Origin of the sequence: Pseudomonas sp. BIGb0558 (assembly GCF_024807515.1) — a bacterium.
GTDB classification, from domain to species: Bacteria; Pseudomonadota; Gammaproteobacteria; order Pseudomonadales; family Pseudomonadaceae; genus Aquipseudomonas; species Aquipseudomonas yamanorum_A.
In genome coordinates this window covers 1-14,629 of the sequence record NZ_JANUEW010000058.1, presented here as the reverse complement: position 1 = coordinate 14,629, position 14,629 = coordinate 1, and the positions used below count along the sequence as shown (strand labels likewise).

15 protein-coding genes are annotated in these 14,629 nt (G+C 61.6%); 10 read left to right on the top strand and 5 right to left on the bottom strand.

Annotation, left to right across the window (positions count from 1 at the left end):
- Nucleotides 1-6: 6 nt before the first annotated feature.
- The gene (locus M2400_RS31675) at nt 7-900 is read right to left on the bottom strand and encodes a LysR family transcriptional regulator ArgP (RefSeq protein ID WP_177116177.1); all 894 of its coding nucleotides are present in this window, start codon (nt 898-900) and stop codon (nt 7-9) included.
- A gap of 99 nt (nt 901-999) precedes the next feature.
- Between M2400_RS31675 and M2400_RS31670 the strand changes: the two genes are divergently transcribed.
- From M2400_RS31670 to M2400_RS31645, 6 genes are all read left to right on the top strand, one after another.
- Nucleotides 1,000-1,401 carry an ACT domain-containing protein gene (locus M2400_RS31670; RefSeq protein ID WP_259201181.1) on the top strand — a complete coding sequence of 134 codons (402 nt, stop codon included), beginning with the start codon at nt 1,000-1,002 and terminating at the stop codon, nt 1,399-1,401.
- A gap of 5 nt (nt 1,402-1,406) precedes the next feature.
- The gene (locus M2400_RS31665) at nt 1,407-2,009 is read left to right on the top strand and encodes a LysE/ArgO family amino acid transporter (RefSeq protein WP_177116176.1); all 603 of its coding nucleotides are present in this window, start codon (nt 1,407-1,409) and stop codon (nt 2,007-2,009) included.
- A 175-nt stretch (nt 2,010-2,184) separates the two neighbouring features.
- Nucleotides 2,185-2,781 (top strand): superoxide dismutase, encoded by a 597-nt coding sequence (locus M2400_RS31660; RefSeq protein WP_003212997.1) that lies wholly within the window; start codon nt 2,185-2,187, stop codon nt 2,779-2,781.
- 544 nt (nt 2,782-3,325) lie between these two features.
- Entirely contained in the window at nt 3,326-5,377 is a 2,052-nt protein-coding gene (locus tag M2400_RS31655) for a bifunctional diguanylate cyclase/phosphodiesterase (RefSeq protein WP_259201180.1), read from the top strand.
- A 162-nt stretch (nt 5,378-5,539) separates the two neighbouring features.
- A complete protein-coding gene (locus tag M2400_RS31650) occupies nt 5,540-6,877 on the top strand; it encodes an imelysin family protein (RefSeq protein WP_177048949.1) in 1,338 nt (445 codons plus the stop codon).
- Nucleotides 6,878-7,164: 287 nt separating this feature from the next.
- The gene (locus tag M2400_RS31645; RefSeq protein WP_177048948.1) at nt 7,165-8,619 is read left to right on the top strand and encodes a TrkH family potassium uptake protein; all 1,455 of its coding nucleotides are present in this window, start codon (nt 7,165-7,167) and stop codon (nt 8,617-8,619) included.
- Here M2400_RS31645 and M2400_RS31640 read toward each other — a convergent pair.
- Nucleotides 8,576-9,631, bottom strand: a complete 1,056-nt coding sequence (locus tag M2400_RS31640; protein WP_010169878.1) for an AraC family transcriptional regulator — start codon at nt 9,629-9,631, stop codon at nt 8,576-8,578. The two genes, M2400_RS31645 and M2400_RS31640, sit on opposite strands and share 44 nt — an antisense overlap.
- Before the next feature lie 161 nt (nt 9,632-9,792).
- On the opposite strand from M2400_RS31640, the gene M2400_RS31635 reads away from it, so the two are divergent.
- Together M2400_RS31635 and M2400_RS31630 are read left to right on the top strand one after the other, a co-directional pair.
- Nucleotides 9,793-10,104, top strand: a complete 312-nt coding sequence (locus tag M2400_RS31635; protein WP_177048947.1) for a DUF962 domain-containing protein — start codon at nt 9,793-9,795, stop codon at nt 10,102-10,104.
- Between the two features lie 33 nt (nt 10,105-10,137).
- Entirely contained in the window at nt 10,138-10,722 is a 585-nt protein-coding gene (locus M2400_RS31630; protein ID WP_177048946.1) for an HD domain-containing protein, read from the top strand.
- Here M2400_RS31630 and M2400_RS31625 read toward each other — a convergent pair.
- Nucleotides 10,719-11,993 carry an MFS transporter gene (locus M2400_RS31625; RefSeq protein WP_177130806.1) on the bottom strand — a complete coding sequence of 425 codons (1,275 nt, stop codon included), beginning with the start codon at nt 11,991-11,993 and terminating at the stop codon, nt 10,719-10,721. The genes M2400_RS31630 and M2400_RS31625 overlap by 4 nt on opposite strands.
- A 218-nt stretch (nt 11,994-12,211) precedes the next feature.
- Complete coding sequence (locus M2400_RS31620) at nt 12,212-12,532, bottom strand: hypothetical protein (RefSeq protein ID WP_177048945.1); 321 nt, start codon at nt 12,530-12,532, stop codon at nt 12,212-12,214.
- A 26-nt stretch (nt 12,533-12,558) separates the two neighbouring features.
- Between M2400_RS31620 and M2400_RS31615 the strand changes: the two genes are divergently transcribed.
- Both M2400_RS31615 and M2400_RS31610 read left to right on the top strand, forming a co-directional pair.
- Nucleotides 12,559-12,732 carry a hypothetical protein gene (locus tag M2400_RS31615; RefSeq protein ID WP_259201179.1) on the top strand — a complete coding sequence of 58 codons (174 nt, stop codon included), beginning with the start codon at nt 12,559-12,561 and terminating at the stop codon, nt 12,730-12,732.
- Nucleotides 12,733-12,817: 85 nt separating this feature from the next.
- Nucleotides 12,818-14,017, top strand: coding sequence for an MFS transporter (locus tag M2400_RS31610; protein ID WP_177048943.1), 1,200 nt, complete (start codon nt 12,818-12,820; stop codon nt 14,015-14,017).
- Here M2400_RS31610 and arfB read toward each other — a convergent pair.
- Nucleotides 14,014-14,427, bottom strand: a complete 414-nt coding sequence (gene arfB, locus M2400_RS31605; RefSeq protein ID WP_259201178.1) for an alternative ribosome rescue aminoacyl-tRNA hydrolase ArfB — start codon at nt 14,425-14,427, stop codon at nt 14,014-14,016. The genes M2400_RS31610 and arfB overlap by 4 nt on opposite strands.
- Nucleotides 14,428-14,629 lie beyond the last annotated feature (202 nt).

The following is a 14,629-nucleotide window of genomic DNA, read 5'->3' as shown; positions in this document are numbered from 1 at the left end:
TGGCCATCACTCCAACGGCACCAACCATTGCCCCGTTGTTTGCGCCAGATGGTCCGTCAACAAGCCCAGCAATTGTCCACCACTGCGCCAATGATGCCAGTACAGCGGCACATCGATCGGCTTATCTGGCAATAACTCAACCAGCACGCCCCTTTCCAATTGATCGCGCACCTGTAATTCAGGCACCAGGCCCCAGCCCAATCCGGCTTCCGTCAGGCGGATAAAGCCTTCGGACGACGGGCATAAATGGTGTTCGAAACCACCGTCCACGCCCAGGGAAGCCAGGTAGCGATGCTGCAGGAAATCATCCGGGCCGAACACCAGCGCCGGCGTACGGGCCAGTTGATCGGCGCGTACGCCCTCGGGAAAGTGCCGTGCAACAAAAGCCGGGCTGGCCAGCGCCCGGTAACGCATGGCACCGAGCAACAGGCTGCGGGCGCCGGCCACCGGGCGTTCGCTGGCGCAGATGCAGGCCGCCACCTCGCCGGCGCGCATGCGTTTGAGGCCCACGGTCTGGTCTTCTACCACCAGATCCAGCAGCAGGTGCTGCTCGGCGCAGAAGTCGCTCACCGCCTCGGCCCACCAGGTGGCCAGGCTGTCGGCATTCAAGGCGATACGCAGGCGCTCGGGCATGCCCTCTTCATCCAGCGCGGGCACCTGGCTTTGCAGGTCGCGCTCCAGCAGCCGCACTTGTTGCACGTGGTTGAGCAGGCGGCGGCCGATTTCGGTGGGCGTCGGCGGCGTGGCACGGACCAGCACTGGTTGGCCGACGCGTGCTTCCAGCAGCTTGATGCGCTGGGAAATGGCCGATTGGGAGATTCCCAGCACTTGGGCGCCCCGCTCAAAGCCGGCCTGCTCCACCACCGCCGCCAGGGCGGAAAGCAATTTATAGTCGAACATCAGTTTTCCTAATGAGCGATCAGCAATATTGGTTTTTCTTATACAGCCTTGCACCGGAGAATAGCCAGCATCGCTTCTTCTTATTCAAGGATCTCCCACATGGCTGGCGAAACCGCCCTGGCAACCCTGCTGCGCAGCATGAGCCCACAGCTCAACGACGGCGACTACGTGTTCTGCACCCTGGCCGACGGCCGCATCCCCGAGGGTTGCGAGGTGATCGGCAGCTTCCGCGAGCAGGAAGGCCTGACGGTGATCGTCGAACGCCAGCAGGCCGAACAGGCCGGGCTGGCGTTCGAGTACGTGGCGGCGTGGATCACCCTCAACGTGCATTCGGCCCTGGAGGCCGTGGGCCTGACTGCCGCGTTCGCCACGGCCCTGGGCAAGGCCGGCATCAGTTGCAACGTGATTGCCGGCTACTACCACGATCACCTGTTTGTCGGCCGCGCCGATGCCGAGCGCGCCATGACGGTGTTGCGGCAATTGGCGGCGGGCGCGGAGTAAATCCTATGTGGCAAAGCTATATGAATGGCCTGCTGGTGGCCTTTGGTTTGATCATGGCCATCGGCACCCAGAACGCCTTTGTTTTGGCACAAAGCCTGCGCCGTGAACATCACCTGCCCGTGGCGGCATTGTGCGTAGTGTGCGACGCGATCCTGGTGGCCGCTGGTGTGTTCGGCCTGGCGACCGTGCTGGCGCATAACCCGATACTGCTGGCGGTTGCCCGATGGGGCGGTGCAGCGTTCCTGTTGTGGTACGGCACCCTCGCCCTGCGCCGAGCCTGCTCGAAACAGAGCCTGGGCCAGGGCGAGAACCTCAAGGTGCGCTCGCTGAAGGCCGTGATGCTCAGCGCCCTGGCGGTGACCCTGCTCAACCCCCACGTGTATCTGGACACGGTCTTGCTGATCGGCTCCCTCGGTGCCCAGCAGACCGAACCGGGCGCTTACGTAGCCGGTGCCGCCAGCGCGTCACTGCTGTGGTTCATGACCCTGGCCCTCGGCGCCGCATGGCTGGCACCGTGGCTGGCGCGCCCCGCCACCTGGCGGATTCTGGACCTGCTGGTAGCCGCCATGATGTTCAGCGTGGCCTATCAATTAATCAGTGCAGCGTAGATATTCCAAAACGCTCTGGAACCTCTATCCCACACAGTTGTTGCGTGGTTTTGCCGCACCCCCGGTGCTATGATCCTGCCCCTGCGCCGCAAAGAGTACAAACTCCCCGGCGCTTGTTTGGCCGCCCGTGATCGGCCTTGCGCTCACCGCAACTGACCTGATTAGGAGAATCATCATGGCTTTCGAATTGCCGCCGCTGCCCTACGCACACGATGCCCTGCAGCCGCACATTTCCAAGGAAACCTTGGAGTATCACCACGACAAGCACCACAACACCTATGTCGTGAACCTGAACAACCTGGTGCCTGGCACCGAGTTCGAAGGCAAGACCCTGGAAGAAATCGTCAAGTCTTCTTCGGGCGGCATCTTCAACAACGCCGCTCAGGTCTGGAACCACACCTTCTACTGGAACTGCCTGGCGCCAAACGCTGGCGGCCAACCTACCGGCGCACTGGCTGAGGCAATCAACGCAGCCTTCGGTTCGTTCGACAAGTTCAAGGAAGAGTTCACCAAGACGTCCGTCGGCACCTTCGGTTCCGGTTGGGGCTGGCTGGTGAAAAAGGCTGACGGTTCCCTGGCACTGGCCAGCACCATCGGCGCCGGCAACCCGCTGACCAGCGGCGACACCCCGCTGCTGACCTGCGACGTCTGGGAACACGCTTACTACATCGACTACCGCAACGTGCGTCCAAAGTATGTGGAAGCGTTCTGGAACCTGGTCAACTGGAAGTTCGTGGCTGAGCAGTTCGAAGGCAAAACCTTCACCGCTTAAGTACCGCTTGCAGTAGAAAGAGCCCGGCGATTGCCGGGCTTTTTTGTGGGCGCGACATAACAGCAACAACCGGCGAAGACCAATGGAACTCGATGACAAGAAATAACCACGCAGGTGGCAGGAGGAATTTCCCTCTTATTGATGTCGGAGAGTTTACCTATGGCAATCGCAGGAGCAGGTGCAGCAGCATTAGCGGCACCGATAATCGCAGCCGCCGCCCCGGTGGTAATAGACGCCGTGAAGACAGGCGTAGGAATGGCTGTGGACGCGGGAATGTCCCTTGCACAATCCATGGCAAACAGCTCGAAAGACAACTCGAACCCGGTAACAACCTCGTAAGAACCGCAGCATTCGCTTCCCTGGCATGCAGGGAAGCGAAAAAAACCAGCGTATTTACCTCCATCGCCCGCTGGATTGAGCCGCCTCGCTATTCCCCCGCCCGACCCAAACCACCACAAGCCGTAATGTCCCTTTGACTGCCATCACGGGATTGCCAATACTCATGGCATATTGAGGCTACCCGCATGGAACAAGGAATAACCCTTTGAAGCTGGAACTCAAAAACAGCTTGTCGGTGAAGTTGCTACGGGTGGTACTGCTTTCGGCATTGGCCGTGGGCGTGGTACTGAGCGCGGCGCAGATCGTCTTTGATGCCTACAAGACGCGCCAGGCCGTGGCCGGCGATGCCCAGCGCATCCTCGACATGTTTCGCGACCCGTCCACCCAGGCCGTCTACAGCCTGGACCGGGAAATGGGCATGCAGGTCATCGAAGGCCTGTTCCAGGACGATGCGGTGCGCATGGCTTCCATCGGCCACCCCAACGAAACCATGCTCGCGGAAAAAACCCGCGACCTGCAACAATCCCCCACCCGCTGGCTCACCGACCTGATTCTGGGCCAGGAGCGCACTTTCACCACGCCGCTGGTGGGGCGCGGGCCTTACAGCGAGTACTACGGCGACCTGAGCATCACCCTCGACACCGCCACCTATGGCAAAGGGTTTCTCGTCAGCTCAGTGATCATTTTTATCTCCGGTGTGCTCCGGGCGCTGGCCATGGGCCTGGTGTTGTACCTGGTCTATCACTGGCTGCTGACCAAGCCGCTGTCGCGGATCATCGAGCACCTGAGTTCGATCAACCCCGACCGGCCCAGCGAGCACAAGATCCCGCAACTCAAGGGCCACGAGAAAAACGAACTGGGGATCTGGATCAACACCGCCAACCAGTTGCTCGAGTCCATCGAGCGCAACACACACTTGCGCCATGAGGCGGAAAACAGCCTGCTGCGCATGGCCCAATACGACTTTCTCACCGGCCTGCCGAACCGCCAGAAGCTGCAGGAGCAACTGGACAAGATCCTGATCGACGCCGGCCGCCGGCAACGTCGGGTCGCGGTGTTGTGTGTGGGGCTGGATGACTTCAAAAGCGTCAACGAGCAATTCACCTACCAGGCTGGCGACCAGTTGCTGCTGGCCCTGGCCGACCGCCTGCGCGCCCACAGCGGGCGCCTGGGTGCCCTCGCCCGCCTGGGTGGCGACCAGTTCGCCCTGGTGCAGGCCGATATCGAGCAGCCTTATGAAGCTGCCGAGCTGGCGCAAAGCATCCTCGATGACCTGGAAGCGGAGTTTGCCCTCGATCACGAACAGATCCGCCTGCGCGCCACCATCGGCATCACCCTGTTCCCGGAAGACGGCGACAGCACCGAGAAGCTGCTGCAAAAAGCCGAACAGACCATGACCCTGGCCAAGAGCCGCTCGCGCAACCGCTACCAGTTCTATATCGCCAGCGTCGACAGCGAAATGCGCCGCCGCCGCGAGCTGGAAAAAGATTTGCGCGATGCCTTGAGCCGCGAACAGTTCTACCTGGTGTACCAGCCGCAGATCAGCTATCTCGACCACCGCGTGGTGGGTGTGGAAGCCTTGATTCGCTGGCAGCACCCGGAACACGGCCTGGTGCCGCCCGACCTGTTTATCCCCCTGGCGGAACAGAACGGCACCATCATTGCCATCGGCGAATGGGTACTGGACCAGGCCTGCCGACAACTGCGGGAATGGCACGACCTGGGATTCACCGAGCTGCGCATGGCGGTCAACCTGTCGACGGTGCAGTTGCACCACGCCGAACTGCCGCGGGTGGTCAATAACCTGCTGCAAATCTACCGCCTGCCCCCCCGCAGCCTGGAGCTGGAAGTCACCGAGACCGGCCTGATGGAAGACATCAGCACCGCCGCCCAGCACCTGCTGAGCCTGCGCCGCTCCGGGGCGTTGATCGCCATTGATGACTTCGGCACCGGCTATTCGTCCCTGAGCTACCTGAAAAGCCTGCCGCTGGACAAGATCAAGATCGACAAGAGCTTCGTCCAGGACCTGTTGGATGACGACGACGATGCCACCATCGTGCGGGCGATCATCCAGCTCGGCAAAAGCCTCGGCATGCAGGTGATCGCCGAAGGCGTGGAGACCGCCGAACAGGAGGCCTACATCATCTCCGAGGGCTGCCACGAAGGTCAGGGTTACCACTACAGCAAACCCCTGCCGGCAAGGGAGTTGGTGGCCTACTTGAGACAGGCCAGGCGCAATAGCGCCGCCATTCTCTGAAGCCATGCTGGCCAGCGGTAGCCCGCGCACCGCTGGCCAGCAAACCGATACTAAATATTTCCTACTTATAACCCTTTACACAAAATGCAAATCTTTCGCATTATGTCGCAGTTTTGCGCGCCCCCCGCGTGCCCCATCAACAACCGAAGCAGGATGTTCGCCATGATTCGTATGCCCCTGGCCACCGCCAGCCTTCTCGCCATTGCCATTTCCCTCGCCGGTTGCGGTGAAGGCAAAGACAAGGCCGCCGCACCTCAAGCCCCGGCCGCCGCCAGCACTACCGCCCCCGCGGCTGCCCCGGCAGGCCAGGTTGACGAGGCCGCCGCCAAGGCTGTGGTCGCGCATTACGCTGACATGGTGTTCGCGGTGTACAGCGATGCCGAGTCCACCGCGAAAACCCTGCAAACCGCGATCGACACCTTCCTCGCCAACCCGAACGACGACACCCTGAAAGCGGCCCGCACCGCCTGGATCGCGTCCCGTGTGCCGTACCTGCAGAGTGAAGTGTTCCGTTTCGGCAACACGATCATTGACGACTGGGAAGGCCAGGTGAACGCCTGGCCCCTGGACGAAGGCCTGATCGACTACGTCGACAAGACCTACGAGCACGCTCTGGGCAACCCGGGCGCGACCGCCAACATCATCGCCAACACCGAGATTCAAGTAGGCGAAGACAAGGTCGATGTGAAAGAAATCACCCCGGAAAAACTCGCCAGCCTGAATGAGCTGGGCGGTTCCGAGGCCAACGTTGCCACCGGCTACCACGCGATCGAATTCCTGCTCTGGGGCCAGGACCTGAACGGCACCGGCCCGGGCGCCGGCAACCGCCCGGCGTCGGACTACATGACCGGTGATGGCGCGACTGGCGGTAACAACGAGCGTCGCCGTACCTACCTGCGCGCCGTGACCCAACTGTTGGTCAGCGACCTGGAAGAAATGGTCGGCAACTGGAAGCCCAACGTCGAAGACAACTACCGCGCCACGCTGGAAGCCGAGGCGCCGACCGATGGCCTGCGCAAAATGCTGTTCGGCATGGGCAGCCTGTCCCTGGGCGAACTGGCCGGTGAGCGTATGAAGGTTTCCCTGGAAGCCAACTCGCCGGAAGACGAACAGGATTGCTTCAGCGACAACACCCACAACTCGCACTTCTATGACGCCAAGGGTATTCGTAACGTTTACCTGGGCGAGTACACCCGCGTCGACGGCACCAAAATGACCGGCGCCAGCCTGTCGTCCCTGGTGGCCAAGGTGGACCCGACCGCCGATGCGACACTGAAGGCCGACCTGGCGTCGACCGAAGCGAAGATCCAGGTCATGGTGGATCACGCCAACAACGGTGAGCACTACGACCAGTTGATCGCAGCCGGCAACGATAAAGGCAACCAGATCGTGCGTGATGCAATCGCCGCGCTGGTGAAGCAGACCGGTTCGATCGAACAGGCCGCTGGCAAGCTGGGCATCAGCGACTTGAACCCGGATAACGCTGATCACGAGTTCTGATCACTGCCGAGTTGAAAGAGGCGACCTTCGGGTCGCCTTTTTTGTGCCTCCCAAACCGCTTTAAGCCGAACACATTACCTGTGGCGAGGGAGCTTGCTCCCGTTGGGCCGCGCAGCGGCCCCAGTGAAGCCACCGCACGTTTCCAGAAAAACGCCTCGGCAGGTTTGGGGACTGCTTCGCAGTCCAACGGGAGCAAGCTCCCTCGCCACAGGATCATCGCCCCCCGGTTTACTTGCCCTGCACCGCAGGTAGAATGGCGCCTTTCCCTGTCACACCGAGCGGACCTCATGGCGTTGCCGACCTTACGGATAATCGGTTTCATTATCGGCATCTTCCTGATCACCCTCGCGATCGCCATGGTGGTGCCAATGGCCACCCTGGTGATTTTCGAACGCACCCAAGACCTGCCCTCATTTCTCTGGGCCAGCCTGATCACCTTTCTGGCAGGCTTGGCCCTGGTCATCCCCGGCCGCCCGGAACACGTGCACCTGCGCCCGCGGGACATGTACTTGCTGACGGTCTCCAGCTGGGTCGTGGTGTGCATCTTTGCCGCACTGCCCTTCCTGCTGACCCAGCACATCAGCTACACCGATTCGTTCTTTGAAAGCATGTCCGGCATCACCGCCACTGGCTCCACGGTGCTCAGCGGCCTGGACAGCATGTCGCCCGGCATCCTGATGTGGCGCTCGCTGCTGCACTGGCTGGGTGGCATCGGCTTTATCGGCATGGCGGTGGCGATCCTGCCGCTGCTGCGCATTGGTGGCATGCGGCTGTTCCAGACCGAGTCCTCGGACCGCTCGGAAAAGGTCATGCCCCGCTCGCACATGGTGGCGCGATTGATTGTGGCGGCGTACGTGGGCATCACCATCCTGGGCAGCCTGGCCTTTTGGTGGGCCGGGATGAGTCTGTTCGATGCGATCAACCATGCCATGTCAGCCATTTCCACCGGTGGGTTTTCTACCTCCGACGAGTCCCTGGCCCACTGGAAACAGCCGGCGGTGCACTGGGTGGCGGTGGTGGTGATGATCATGGGCAGCCTGCCGTTCACCCTGTATGTGGCCACGATGCGTGGCAACCGCCGGGCGCTGATCAAGGACCAGCAGGTGCAAGGCTTGCTCGGTTTGCTGCTGGTGACCTGGCTGGTGCTCGGCACCTGGTACTGGTGGACCACCGACCTGCATTGGCTGGATGCGCTGCGTCACGTGGCGGTAAACGTCACTTCAGTGGTGACCACCACCGGCTTTGCGCTGGGGGACTACAGCATCTGGGGCAATTTCTCGCTGATGCTGTTCTTCTACCTGGGCTTTGTGGGTGGCTGCTCCGGCTCCACGGCCGGCGGCATCAAGATCTTCCGGTTCCAGGTGGCCTACATCCTGCTCAAGGCCAACCTGAACCAGCTGATTCACCCCCGGGCAGTGATCAAGCAGAAGTACAACGGCCACCGCCTCGATGAAGAAATCGTGCGTTCGATCCTGACCTTCTCGTTTTTCTTCGCCATCACCATCTGCGCCATCGCCCTGGCCCTGTCGCTGCTGGGCCTGGACTGGATGACCGCGCTGACCGGCGCCGCCAGTACCGTGTCCGGCGTGGGCCCGGGCCTGGGGGAAACCATCGGCCCGGCCGGCAACTTCTCCACCCTGCCGGACGCCGCCAAGTGGATCCTGTCCCTGGGCATGCTGCTGGGCCGGCTGGAGATCATTACGGTGTTTGTGCTGTGCATTCCGGCGTTTTGGCGTCACTGACGGGCGCCTCCTGCAACCGCGCCCGGTACTCGCCGGGCGTGGCATCGAACCAGCGGCGGAATGCCCGGAAGAAGTTGCTTGGGTCGGCAAACCCCAACAGGTAGGCAATCTCCAGCAGGGTCATGCTCGGCTGCGCCAGGTATTGCTCGGCCAGTTCGCGGCGAGTGTCGTCCAGCAGGGTCTGGAAACTGGTGCCCTCCTCCTGCAAGCGGCGCTGCAAGGTGCGCTGGGACAGGTGCAGCGTCTGCGCCACCACCTCGCGCTTGGGCTCGCCCTGGGGCAGCAACCGGCACAGCACCTGGCGCGCCTTGTGGGTCACGCGGCTTTCGGAAAACCGCGCCAGGTACTCCCCGGCAAAACGATCATGCAGCAACGCCATCGCCTCGTTCGCCGTAGGCAACGGCGCTTCCATGTCCGCCCGCTCGAAGATCAGCGCGTCATAGGGCGCGTTGAACACCAGCGGTGCATGAAAGGCTTGTTTATAGGGTGCCAGGTCCGCCGGCTGGTCGCCCTGCACCAGCACCTTGCGTGGCTGCAACGTGCGCCCGGTCAGCCAGCCGCATAACGCCAGGGCGCTGGCCAGGGACGCTTCGGCGCTTTGGCGGGTGGGCGGCAGGTGGTCGCCGTGCACCGTCAGAATCAGTGCATAGCCTTCGGGTAACAGTCGGAAACTCAGGTCGGCACTTTCTGCAATGATCCGCTGATAACGCACCAGCCGCATAAAACCTTCGGCGAGGGTGTTGCTGGACATCAAGGCATAGCCGGCCACATGAAACGACGCCGGGCGTACCACCTTGCCCATGTTCAGGCCAATCGCCGGGTTGCCCGACAGCTCTACCGCGCGCTGCCAGAGCCGGGTCATGGAGTCCTGGGGGAAACGCGCATCGGGGTCGTTCAGCGCGGCGTAATCCAGGCCGAGCTGCTTGAACAAGGCACGGCAATCCAGGCCGTCCATCTCCAGCGCCTTGACTATCCCCATCGCCCAGCTTGCAGAAGTCGTTCGTTCGCTCATGGCGTTTTCTTAACAAGGAAGGCTGAAACGACAGCCAGGAATCCGAAGGATACTAAAGTGGCATCTATTGTCACTGGCTGTTACCACTGATGACTCTAGACTCAAATAAGCTCCCCGCCGAACATCTGTCGGGCAGAACAATAACCAGAGGGCCGATCACCGTGGAAAATGTCAGGCAATTCAATAGCTTCGCTGATTTCTACCCGTATTACCTGAGTGAGCACGGCAACAGCACCTGCCGTCGTCTGCACTTTATCGGCACCAGCCTTGTGATCTTCATCCTCGCCCTCGCGATTGGCAAAGGCGCCTGGTGGCTGCTGCTGGCACTGCCGGTGGCGGGCTACAGCTTTGCCTGGATTGGCCATTTCTTCTTTGAAAAGAATCGCCCGGCGACTTTCCAGCATCCGCTCTACAGCCTGTTGGGGGATTTTGTGATGTACCGCGACATGATCCTGGGCAAAGTGCCGTTCTAGCCCGGCGCTTCAAGAACAATAAGAGAGGCTTTGATGAACCAGCAGGCCCGTTTCACCCATATGCAGGATGGCACCCAGGAAGACTGGGCGATCATTGCCAAGGACTTCAGCGCCTACGCCCGGCAATTGCCCGGCCGGATCCTCGCGCACCTGCGGTTGCTGGAGGGCGACTTCGGTGGTTTCCCGGTGGACCGCCTGACCCACTCGCTGCAAACCGCCAGCCGTGCCTGGCACGACGGGCGCGATGAAGAATATGTGGTGTGCGCCCTGCTCCACGACATCGGCGACACCCTGGGCTCGTACAACCACCCGGACATCGCCGCCGCGATCCTCAAGCCGTTTGTGAGCCCCGAGAACCTGTGGATGGTGGAAAAGCACGGGATCTTCCAGGGCTACTACTTCTTCCATCACCTGGGGATGGACCGCCACCTGCGCGAGCAATTTGGCGACCATCCGCAGTACCGGCAAACCATCGAGTTCTGCGCGAAGTACGATGCGGCAGCGTTCGATCCGGCCTACGACACCCTGCCGCTGAGCTTCTTCGAACCAATGCTGGCGCGGGTGTTTGCCCAGCCGAAGAATTCGCTCTACAAGGCGGCGATGGAACGCCAGGGTTAAACCGGCAGCAGCTTGCCGCCATGACCGGCTTGGACCGTCGGCTCCGGGCCTTTAACAATCTCCCGGGCAACGGTCAGGATGACGATGGCGGCGATGATGTCGAAGATCGCCAGCACCACAAACAGCGGGCTGTAGCCAACCTTGGTCACCAGCACCCCGAACACCGCGGTAAACGCCGCGGCCCCGATAAACCCGCACATCTGCCCGCCACCGGTGGCGGTGGCCACGTCGTTCTTGCCAAATGAGTCCGAGGCAATGGAAAACAGCGCCCCCGACAAGGTCTGGTGGGCGAACCCGCCGACGCACAGCAAGGCAATCGCGGTGTAGGCACTGTCCACCAGGCCGATACACGCCGGGCCGATCATGCACAGGCAACCGAACAGCATCACCAGCTTGCGCGAGTTGAACAGCGAGACCTTGAAGTAGCGATGGAACAGCGGGCTCAGGTAACCACCCAGCACGCAGCCGATGTCGGCGGCAAGGAACGGCAGCCAGGCGAACAGCGCCATTTCCTTGATGTTCATGTGCCGCTCGGTCATCAGGTACAACGGAATCCAGGCGTTGAAGGTCTGCCAGGCCGGTTCCGAGAGCATGCGCGCCGAGGCGATGGCGAAAAAGTTGCGGCTCTTGAGGATGCGCTTCCAGCTGGCTTTCTTCTGCACGCCTTCCTTCAGGTGAGTCTCCTGGCCGGCTTCGATGTACTCACGCTCGGCCTGGGCCAGCAGGCGCTGGTCACGCGGGTGTTTGTACAACAGCAGCCACAACCCGCTCCACACCAAGCCGATGCCACCGACGATCAGGAACGCCAACTGCCAGCCGCTGTGCAAAATCGCCCAGACCACCAGCGGCGGCGCCAGCAAGGCCCCGAACGACGAACCAAAGTTGAACCAGCCGATGGCGACGGAGCGCTCCTTGGCCGGGAACCACTCGGTAATCGCCTTGACGCCGCCGGGGAAGCCCGCCGACTCCGTCAGCCCCAGCGCGCCACGGGCCACCGCCAGGCTCTGCCAACCGGTGGCAAACGCGGCCAGCGCGCACACCACCGACCAGGAAATGGCAAAGATCGCAAAGCCCATCTTGGTGCCGATGGCGTCGATCACATAACCGGCGATCGGCTGCATCAAGGCGTAGCACACCTGCCAGGCAACCACGATGTGGGAATACTGCTCAGTGGAGATGCTCAGGTCGGTCATCAGCGTGGGGGCTGCGACGGAGAGCGTGTTGCGGGCCAGGTAGTTAATAATCAGGCCGACCGTCATCAGCCCGACCATCCACCAACGGATGCCTTTGATTTTCATCGCTTCACCTTAATTATTTTTAGATTTGAGGCGTACGTTCTGCGACCGAGCGCATCCGTATTACGGGCGCTATAAAACTGTAACGTCATATGTCGTCATACAACTGTTAGCGTTATATTCAGTCCATGCCACGATGTCAATCCGTTAGAGGCGATGTTGTACGACGACAATGGATCCTGTGTGGCGCCATGTCACTTGCGCGAGGGGAATGAAGAGGTGTTCATTTTTGGAGATAAAATCTTTCTGTCATTTACAGTGCTGTATCCTGCACAAGCTTTTTGAAAGCGCGGAATCACCTGCGATTGATAAAACAGATCTTGCGAGGAGCGACGACGATGCACGAAATCCCTAATCTCCCCTTCCCAAGCCTGCGCGAAACTGAGCAGCCAACCCCGCAACAGGCCGGTGCCAGCAAGCCCGAGCCAAAAGAGGCAAAACCGGTCGACCGCAAAAGCGCAGACTGAGTGCCGTACCCAGACCGTGTGGAAAGCGTGACATTGCGCGCTTTCCACACCGCCTGAACACCGTGAGCCCTGCCATGACCGACACCACCCCCGATACCGCCGTGCTCGACACTGCCCTGCAGATGGTCGAGGTGTGGAACCGCCTCCCCCCGGAAAAACAGGCACTCCTGCTCAAGCGCTTCGGCACCCAGGAAAACGCCCTCGCCGCGCTGGTCACCACGCAACTGCTCAACCCCGCCGATCGCTAAAAGTTTGGTTTGCTGCCCCCGCGCGCGCCCAGCATCGGTATCATAAGCAGCCTATCTTTTCCTGCTGCGACAGTGGACCTTTCCCATGCCAGATACCCAGCGCCCCATGGCGGTCACGCTGCAAGTCGTTTCCATCGTTCTATTCACCTTCATCGGCTACCTGAATATCGGCATTCCCCTGGCCGTATTGCCGGGCTATGTGCACAGCGACCTGGGCTTTGGCGCCGTGATCGCGGGCCTGGTGATCAGCGTGCAATACCTGGCCACCCTGCTGAGCCGGCCCTATGCCGGGCGCATCATCGATAACCGCGGCAGCAAGCGCGCCGTCATGTACGGCCTGGCGGGTTGCGGGTTGAGCGGCGTGTTCATGTTGCTCTCGGCGTGGTTATCGCACCTGCCGGCGTTGAGCCTCACCAGCCTGCTGATCGGCCGCCTGGTGCTGGGCAGCGCCGAAAGCCTGGTGGGCTCCGGCTCCATCGGCTGGGGCATTGGCCGGGTGGGCGCGGCGAACACCGCCAAGGTCATCTCCTGGAACGGCATCGCCAGCTATGGCGCCCTGGCCATCGGCGCGCCGCTGGGGGTGTTGCTGGTCAGTCATTTCGGGCTGTGGAGCATGGGCGTCAGCATCATCCTGCTGGCAGTGCTGGGCCTGGTGCTGGCCTGGCCGAAAGTCGCCGCGCCGATCGTGGTGGGCGAGCGCCTGCCGTTCATGCATGTGCTGGGGCGCGTGCTGCCCCACGGTTGCGGGCTGGCGCTGGGCTCGATCGGGTTTGGCACCATCGCCACCTTCATCACCTTGTATTACGCGACCCAGCACTGGGATAACGCCGTACTGTGCCTGAGCCTGTTCGGTGCCAGCTTTATCGGGGCGCGGTTGTTGTTCGGGAATTTGATCAACCGGATTGGCGGGTTTCGCGTGGCGATTGCCTGTTTGTCGGTAGAGACCCTGGGCCTGCTGCTGCTGTGGCTGGCGCCGGATCCTCATTTGGCATTGGCGGGTGCGGCGTTGAGCGGGTTTGGGTTTTCCCTGGTGTTTCCGGCGTTGGGGGTGGAGGCCGTCAACCTGGTACCCGCTTCGAGCCGGGGTGCGGCGGTGGGAGCGTACTCGCTGTTTATCGACTTGTCGCTGGGGATCACCGGGCCGTTGGCTGGGGCGATTGCGGCGGGGTTCGGGTTTGCCTCGATCTTCCTGTTTGCGGCGATCGCGGCGTTTGGCGGGTTGCTGTTGAGCCTGTACCTGTACCGACAGGCGCCGAAGTATCGCGAAGAGCGGCAGGCGAGCTAGAAGTCGACCTTGCCGCGGCCGGCCTTGATGCTGCCGCGTTTGGTCTTGGATTCGAGGCGGCGCTTTTTTGAGCCCAGGGTGGGTTTGGTGGGGCGGCGTTTCTTTTCGACCTTGGTGGCGCTCTGGATCAGCTCGACCAAACGCTCGAGGGCGTCGGCGCGGTTCTGTTCCTGGGTTCGGTATTGCTGGGCCTTGAGGATCAGTACGCCTTCGCTGGTGATGCGGCTGTCGCGCAGGGCCAGCAGGCGTTCCTTGTAGAAATCAGGCAGGGATGAGGCCGGGATGTCGAAACGCAGGTGCACGGCGCTGGAGACTTTGTTGACGTTTTGACCGCCGGCGCCTTGGGCGCGGATGGCCGTCAACTCGATCTCGGCGTCGGGGAGGTGCAGGTTGTTGGAAATCTCCAGCATTTTTTTGGTTGGGCCTTGGGGGTGGTGGGTAAGGATACGCCAATGTGGTGGGCTTCTGGGCTTCTGGACACCGAGGGCATATCCGTTATTTAGGTAACGGCTGATATTGGTTCCGCTCTTACAGCGGCTCACTTTTGAAAAGCGCAAAAGTAAGCAAAACGCTCTTGCCCCACCACTCGGCACCTCGCCTAGGCTCGGTGTG